The 7,903-nt window shown below is 38.0% G+C and carries 6 protein-coding genes and 1 pseudogene; 6 read left to right on the top strand and 1 reads right to left on the bottom strand.

The window, feature by feature from the left end:
* The 6 genes and pseudogenes from HMPREF9073_RS12090 to HMPREF9073_RS12065 all read left to right on the top strand — a co-directional run.
* Positions 1-286: pseudogene (locus tag HMPREF9073_RS12090) on the top strand (hypothetical protein); the annotation flags it as partial.
* A 105-nt stretch (positions 287-391) separates the two neighbouring features.
* Positions 392-2,677, top strand: coding sequence for a hypothetical protein (locus HMPREF9073_RS12085; RefSeq protein WP_009414059.1), 2,286 nt, complete (start codon positions 392-394; stop codon positions 2,675-2,677).
* A 356-nt stretch (positions 2,678-3,033) separates the two neighbouring features.
* Positions 3,034-3,885: a GyrI-like domain-containing protein gene (locus HMPREF9073_RS12080; protein ID WP_034555911.1), complete on the top strand. Its 852-nt coding sequence runs from the start codon at positions 3,034-3,036 to the stop codon at positions 3,883-3,885.
* Positions 3,886-3,922: 37 nt separating this feature from the next.
* Complete coding sequence (locus tag HMPREF9073_RS12075) at positions 3,923-4,405, top strand: hypothetical protein (protein ID WP_009414057.1); 483 nt, start codon at positions 3,923-3,925, stop codon at positions 4,403-4,405.
* A 288-nt stretch (positions 4,406-4,693) separates the two neighbouring features.
* Positions 4,694-6,127: a hypothetical protein gene (locus HMPREF9073_RS12070; protein ID WP_009414055.1), complete on the top strand. Its 1,434-nt coding sequence runs from the start codon at positions 4,694-4,696 to the stop codon at positions 6,125-6,127.
* Positions 6,128-6,217: 90 nt separating this feature from the next.
* The gene (locus HMPREF9073_RS12065) at positions 6,218-7,117 is read left to right on the top strand and encodes a hypothetical protein (RefSeq protein ID WP_009414054.1); all 900 of its coding nucleotides are present in this window, start codon (positions 6,218-6,220) and stop codon (positions 7,115-7,117) included.
* A 96-nt stretch (positions 7,118-7,213) separates the two neighbouring features.
* Here HMPREF9073_RS12065 and HMPREF9073_RS12060 read toward each other — a convergent pair.
* Positions 7,214-7,903, bottom strand: a 690-nt coding sequence (locus HMPREF9073_RS12060; RefSeq protein WP_009414053.1) for a lipocalin family protein, incomplete at its 5' end; no start/stop codon positions are given.

Genomic DNA, 7,903 nt, shown 5'->3' with positions numbered 1-7,903 from the left:
ATATGGGATGTGGGATAAAATGGAAAAAATGAACTTGAAAAAATATGGGGTTAATGGAAATACAAGTTTACAAGGAGATTTATTGTATTTTTATAATGACAAAGAATTACAATTTGGTGTTTTAGACATTAACACCAAGGAAATTATCTATGTTTCAGAGCCTATTGCTGTAGTGGAAAGAGATGATAGTTTTACTCGCCTTAGAGATTTAAAAGTCTCAGAAAATAAGGTGTATATCTTAGATAGTAATCATACTTTGCATATTTTTGAACGTGAGCAGCATTAAAAACAACCTATTACCTAAAACAGGATTATAGTAGCAAGCATCTGGCTCACTTTTTGATAGACTTTTTTATCTTTTAACTCTTAACTTATTAACTAATATCTAAAAATGAAAGTACTCCCCTTATTAGCGCTCTTGCCGCTCTCTTTGGCTGCGCAAACCCCCGTTCCTTCAGGAAATTATAAAGCCAACTCTCTTGGCAATGCTTTAGAATTGAGATTCCTCCCCAACGGCACTTACGAACTGATTGCTACCTCGGGTGAGTACGTTCTCAAAGATAAAAAAATACTTTTTCAACCTCAAACCTCTTCTTTTGTTGTTGAGAAAAAACAAGGCGACAGTCAGCAATTGCAAATCACCCTCAAAACACCGCCTCGCACAGGTGCCGATCCGCGTTATCTCTACATAGGGTATGAAAATGCTAAAGGAGAAGTGGAGTACGTATGCGTTTATAACAAAATCGATTCTTTAGAGAATATTGAAGAAAAAAAGGATAGCAATGGCGAAACTTACTATGTGCTCGAAAGTTTTGAAGTACCCCGTACTGCTAATCTCTACTTAGTTGATGCTCACCAAGCTGCCTACAGCAAAAACAAGGAAGTAAACATCCAAAAATTCCCTATTGGCAAAGACACAAATGCTGTGGAAATCGCTGTTTTAGCAGGTGGTAATTCCTTCAACCTCAACGGGGTTTACAATCCCGACAAACAAACTATTTCGGTTTCGGAAGGCAATAGCAGCAATGCCATTGTCTTTAGCAAACCAAACGACAAACCCAATCCTAACCAAGTGCCTGTCGCTTCTAAAGAAAACGTAAGTCAATGGGCTCACTTCATCGACTTTGAAAAAGAACGCGATATTCCTCGATACGACCCCGATAAAAAAGCCAAAGAAAAAGCTAAAGCCGTAGTTTCGGTGCCTAAAAACCTCAATGCTGCCCTCGCTTCAGCCGATAAACAAAGTCGTTTAGTGGTAGTGTTCCAGCAACCTGATAACTCAAAAGCAAAAGCTGAATTTGATGATTTCTTCGCTAAATACAAAGACGAAGGTAGCGTGAGCTATAACGACGATGATGACGATAACAGTCCGCTTTATCCTTACGAGTTCTATTTGGCTACTGCCAAAGACCTCAAAACCCTCAAATCCAAAGGAGTTCCTGCGGGTAACCAAGTAGTTTTGTTAGACGTTGCAGGTAATGTGCTCTATTCACAACCCGCAACCATCAGTGAGGTTGCCAGCGATGAGCTCTTTACTTCTAACGAAAATGTAGCCCGTTTCAGCACTATTGCAATGGCACGCGCGCTCGATAAAGCCTTGAGTAACCCTAAACTACCCGTAAAAGAACTGCAAAACATTTTCACTACTTTCCTCAAAAAGGACAGTCAGCGTGTGTATTTATTGGCAAAGAATCGTCCGGAACAAAAAACCGGCGATAGCAATGAGGAAGAAGCTTTCGACTATATTGCGCAAGAAGCCGAAGATTATTTCTCTAATCTCAAGAATCCCAAAGGTATTTACCAAATGCAACTCACCCCAGAGCAGGCAATCGCCCAATGGGAACGCGTGGTGAATGCTCATAAAAAGGACACTAAACTCGACCCTGAGTACGCTTTCTTGCTCTCTCTCAACAATACCGAAAGCAACTATTACTACCGCATTTTCAACGCCGAAAAACCCGCTACTACCGCCGATATAGATGCCGTTGCTTATTTGGTGAAATTCGCCGATGAAATCAAAGCCTACAACAAAAAAATTGAAGGTAACGACGACAACTATATGGGCTATAACGAACGTTTGAACAAAGGAATCATAGAAGTGCGTTATGGTGAGCTCTCTAACCAACTCGACCGTATCGTTTTCAACGACAAAAAACTCTTTGAACCCGTAAAAACTGTTTATAAAGAAGGTTTGAAAAAGAACCTCTTCTCTGCCGATAACTACATCGATTTTCTCTATGAAAACAATGTAGATGAAGCAGCAGCTTACTTCGGTGAATACTACAAAAATCTATTGCAAAAGGATAGCAATCTCATCGCTGCATTAGACAAGGCTTTCTCGGAAGGCGATGATGAGAACAGTTGGAAATACTACAAAATGCGTTTTGCAAATCGCGCCAACAATATTGCTTGGAAAGTGTTTGAAGAGCACAAGCAAAACCCCGATAAATTGAATGAAGCTTTCCAATGGTCGAGTTCGGCAGTACAATTAGAACCCGAAAATTCTTTTTATTTAGACACTTTTGCCCACCTTTTGTACGCACGTGGTGAAAAGCAAAAAGCCCTAGAAATAGAAGAAAAAGCCGTTAAAAATCTCCCTAAAGCCGAATATGGTGGCGATGATGAAAAATCAGAGATTCAAACCAATTTTGAAAAAATGAAGAAAGGAGAGATTTAGGGGGCAGTCACTACACTTTGTCAAAGTCCTCAATTGCCCGTGCGGCTCACACCTTTGATAAAGTCTATAAAATAAAAGTATCTAAAAAGTGCATTGATTCACTTTTTAGATACTTTCTTTTTTGTCACTATATTAGGTGTTAGGGGTCAGGGGTCAGGGGGTAGGAATTACAGGATACTTTTGACAGCCTTATCTGAGTTGTCCGAGTTATCCGAGTTGTCCGAGTTATCTGACCTTGTTTAACCTTGCCCGACCTCCTCCAGCTTATATTGTATCAACAAACAATAAAGCAATATAGGAAAAGTCTGCTTCAAAAAACTGCTGTATCTTTGCCCCAGAAATTCAAATCGCACCCTATGAAATCCATCACTCATAACGATTACACCCAACGCATCAACAAAGTGGCGGAATACATCAACCGTCACCTCGATGAGCCTATCGAACTGAAAACATTAGCCGATATAGCCCACTTGTCGCATTTTCACTTTTGTAGGATTTTCAAAGTGCTGAAAGGTGAATCGCCTATTGCTTTTATCGCGCGTTTGCGCATAGAAACCGCTGCCCAACTGCTGCGCTACTCTACCCTCCCTATAGAGCAAATTGCTTTCAATATAGGCTATGAAACCCCTGCATCGCTCTCTAAAGCCTTTAAAAACCAATATGGTATTACCCCTACCGAGTACAGAACTAATAAAGATATCTACATTATGAAAAAAGAAATCATCAACCCCGATTTGGCTCTCAAAGCTCCTAAAATAATGGAACTCGAGCCTAAAAACCTCATCTATGTAGCCCTTACCGGCGGATATGGGTCTTTAGACTACGGCAAAGCCTACGAACAATTATGGGCGGTTGTAAAATCGCAAAAGCTATTTACCAAAGGCATCGAGTCGATATGTGTATCGTACGACGATCCTAAAATTACCGAAGCCTCTCTGCAACGCTCGGATATAGGTTTGGCTATTCACAAACCTGCTCAGCCTGAAAAAAATGTGAGTTGCAAAACCTTAGCTGGAGGCAAGTATGCCGTCTTTTTCTATCAAGGCAGTTACAGTCAGCTTTCTGCCGTTTGCGATGCTGCAATGCGTTGGGTAGTAGAAAGTGAATACGAACTGCGCGATGAGCCTATGTTCGAGAAATACCTCAACGACGCTCGCCGCACTCCCGAAGAAAAACTAAAAACAGAAATCTATATCCCCATTAATTAACGAATTTGCTAATTCTCTAATTTACTAATTTAACATTATGATTCTTACAAAAACTGAAAAAACCACAGGGATTGTTTTGGCAATCCTCTTATTATTGCTCACACTTTCAGGGAGTGGTTATTTCTTCTTCACTTTGAAAGTAAATTTCGTGCAATGGCTTGCCTATAACGCTTGCTCACCCAGCAGCTTGGTGTATTTAGCTTGCTTTATCGCCTTTGGGCTCACCAAAAAGAGCTTTTGGCTACCCCTTGCCTTCCTGCCGATGTACTATTTCGGTACTATGGGACTCTTCACATTCACCTGGAGTGGCGCTAATATCTTTGCCCAACTGTCACATATCACAATGACGCTCAACTTGCTATGGGCAGGCTACACCCTTTACCGCATCGGTGATTACAAAGGATTTGCACAAGGTTTGTTGTGGAGCATACTATTATTTGTGCCTTACATCGCTTTTGTGATGTACTACTGCCGCACCCACGCCCAGGAAATTAGTAACTTGTTACAAATGACAGCTTAAAATGCTATATAAGGTTTGTTGATTGTAAAAAAGAGGAGGTCAGAAAAGTTTTATTTATGTGGGCGTTTGCAAAACGCCCCTATATAACATACTATAAAAGCTATTGATAATCAGAGTAATCATCTTTGCCAAAGTCTGAAACTTTGGCAAAGTGTAGCGAAGCAAAAGTGATTTTGAGACTTTTTGGACAGCAACTTTTCTAGATGTGTTAGAAATTAAACTAAAATACATAAGGAAGTTTCTTGCAAAAGATAAAATAAAACAATACTTTTGTGGCTAAAAAAGTATATGAAAAAGCAAGGAAGAAGTCAGTTAGCTAATTGGGGTATCGCTTTATTAGGTATTTTGCTTCTGTTGGAAGCTTGTAAGAAGGGGGAAATTCCTTTAGACCTTACTAATATAGAGATAGGTGGTAAGGCTAATAATTACGATTTTGATAATAATTATTTCAAAAAAGAAGTAAAGAGTACTTATCTTTCCTATGAAATACTCGATGATACTATTTACAAAAGAATACAAATGATAGAAGAACTGCCTAAAAAGGCTTCTATCTATTATTTCCTCTCAGAAGATTCGATAGCGAAATTTCATTTTGGGAACTTTACGCCACGAGGGGGAAATATAAATGTATATGAAGGGAAAATTAGGTCTGTAGGTCTTTCCTTTCGTCAAGAGCAGTTACCAGAGTTTGTAAAATACTTATATGAAACTTTGGGGACGCCTTATGCGAAAGAAATGGAGGAATACAAAAGGGAATATTATAGCCCTGAATCTTATTATTCAGGAAAAAACACCTTTGAGATTCTTGAAAGAGCATTTCCGGACTGCCTAAAAGATAGAAATACTATATATTGTCCTAAGTATCTCTATTGGAAAAAAGGAGAGGTTTATTATCGATTAGTAACATTCTTTGCTACCTATCCTTCTGCCATAATTAGGAATGGCTTAACTCGTATAACTAAACTGCCATTGCCTAAGGTTAAGTATGATTTTGAGCAAGTAAAAATTGGAAGTTCTGAAAGCAACTATCCTTTTAACAAAAACAAGGATATAGAAGCTGTCCATAATTATACTTCGCATTTCTATGAACTTATACGCAATCATTATTACGAGTATGGAAAAGGAAATAAGGCTATCTATTATATAAAAGATATAAAGCCTTATAACTTAAAGGGAAAAGACGATGAAGATTTTTCCCAATACAATCTCTATTTCAATGAGAAAAAGTACCGTTTTGCAGGTTTTGAAATAGAAAGAGCCGAAGTAATCACTTATAAAAGAAAAATAGTATCTCTCTATGTAGAGACTCTTTCTAATGATTTCCCTAAGGTATATAAGTATTTGCGTAAGCGGTTGGGTGAGCCTTTTTATGTTGCTAAACAAGATATAAACCAAACAAATTATGATCCTGCTACACTATATGCTCTTGAAAAGGTATTTCCTGAATATATAGAAGTATTTCACTTTGACACAACAGAAAATGATCCAGAATATATATCTATTTATAAAGAAGATGATAAACAACTTACTGCCCCAGAGCATATTTTGTGGAAAAATGGTGATGTTTTCTGTAAGTTTAAAGTTCTTGAGAACCCTTTTACAAATAGTGTAATCGAAAATGGTATACCAAAGTTTGAAATAAGGAACTCTATTCATTTTGTTATCCCAAGGGACACCTTAAATCCTCATTTTCTATACCAAAGAAATGAAAAATCCTTTTAAGTTTTTCTCTGTGATTAATGTAAAATAAGGTTTGTTGATTGTAAAAAATTTATTTCGTATCTTTGCCCAAAAAATTTAATTTCAACAAAAATGAAAAGAATAATTCTTTCCCTATTAGTTACTGCTTGCTTAACTGCGTGTAGTAAAAACGATAATGATGCTCCTGACGACAAGAAGCCTCCTGTTACTTTAGAGCCCAAACCCGCTCCTGAACCCACTGTGGGGGTATATCCTCGCATTGAAACTACTACCCATCATTTAAGACAAATGAAATCGGTTGCTGAGTCTACTATTGCAAATGGTAAGGTTACTAAATCTATTCAGAAAGTAACTGATTTAGAAAACGGAAATGTTACTACTTATATCATTGATTACAAGTACGATGCTAATGGTTACCCCACCGAAATTACCACCTCTCGCGAAAGGCGCACTATACTTGATGAAAAAGAAACTTACCGCTTTGAAAACAAAAGATTGGTAGAAAAGATTAGAATTTTAGAGGGGGGCGTTAGAACGTATACTCACAGCTATTCTTACGACTCTGAAGGTAAGCTCATAAAGTACATTTACTCTATGCATCAATACACAGACCCTAAACCAAGTGTTATAGAAACAAACTACACTTATAGTGGCACTACTGTTTCAGCCGCTATTGTAGGCGGGCATACTGAAACAATTACTTTCGACAGCCGTTGGAATAAGTTGAAAAGTGAACAAAAATTCACTCAAACTGCCGATATTTGGGAGTATCAATACAACGATAAACCCAATCAAGCTTATGGTCATTTAGGCGACTTGCTCTACCCCGAAGAGTTTATTTCTAAAAATTGTCTTACCTTAATGAGACACATTTCAAAAGAAGAAGGCAAAGCCGATTCTATTACGGAATATCGCAGGGAATACCAATACAACGCACAAGGCAATATAAGCGAAATTAAAAAATACGATTCTGACGGTAAGTTGGAAGAAACTATAACATACGAATATTAATACAAATAACAGGTAACAGATAACAAGTAAAAAATCCCTTGCAGTTTGCACTGCAAGAGATTTTTTTTAAAGTAAAGTAACTAATTCATTAATTGATTACTGTTTTTGGAAGAACATTGTAGTTCCCCCAAGGCTAAGTGTAAGTGTTTGGTTGTTATTGCTAAAGCTAAAAGGGATAGGTACTTTTTGTCCGTTATAAACGTTGTAATATTTACCTCCTTCTTTTACATAGTCGTAACTTTCCACCTTACCTTCTTGGCATTGTGTGCTGTTCGCAGGCAGGGTATAGTAGAGCGAAAAACCTATAGAGCTCGCTACTATAGTACCTGTAAAGCAAGCAGGAGTCCCCGCAGGATAAGTAGTGCCTTCTGCTTCTATTTTGGTAAGTTTCCAACGTCCTACCAAAGGATCGAGATAACTATAGTCTACCCCTTTTTTGTGGAGAACTTGTATTTCTTCCTGTTGTCGATTATTTTTAAAGCGAAGGATAAGTTCCTTGTCCTTTATTTCGTATTTTATAGAGGCTGTTCCCCCTTTGTTTCCATTAGGCGAATCATTGGCAACCGTCATATTAAAAACGCCATTAGTAGCCGTATAATCGTAATACACTGGAGTGTGTTTGCACTCAGAACCCTCTGAGTAATACCATTCGTGCTTTATTTTTTTATGGGAAATAGACCAATAAGTTTTTTTAGCGCAATTGCCAGAAATTGCCCAGCTTTTTCCATTACCATCGGGGTCATTATAAATGTTGTAAAGATACCAATCCCCAGTGAGCGAAGTGCT

The organism is Capnocytophaga sp. oral taxon 326 str. F0382 (genome assembly GCF_000318295.1).
Lineage (GTDB): Bacteria > Bacteroidota > Bacteroidia > Flavobacteriales > Flavobacteriaceae > Capnocytophaga > Capnocytophaga periodontitidis.
Note: the sequence above shows the minus strand (reverse complement) of the source record. Positions and strands in the feature narration are given on the sequence as shown.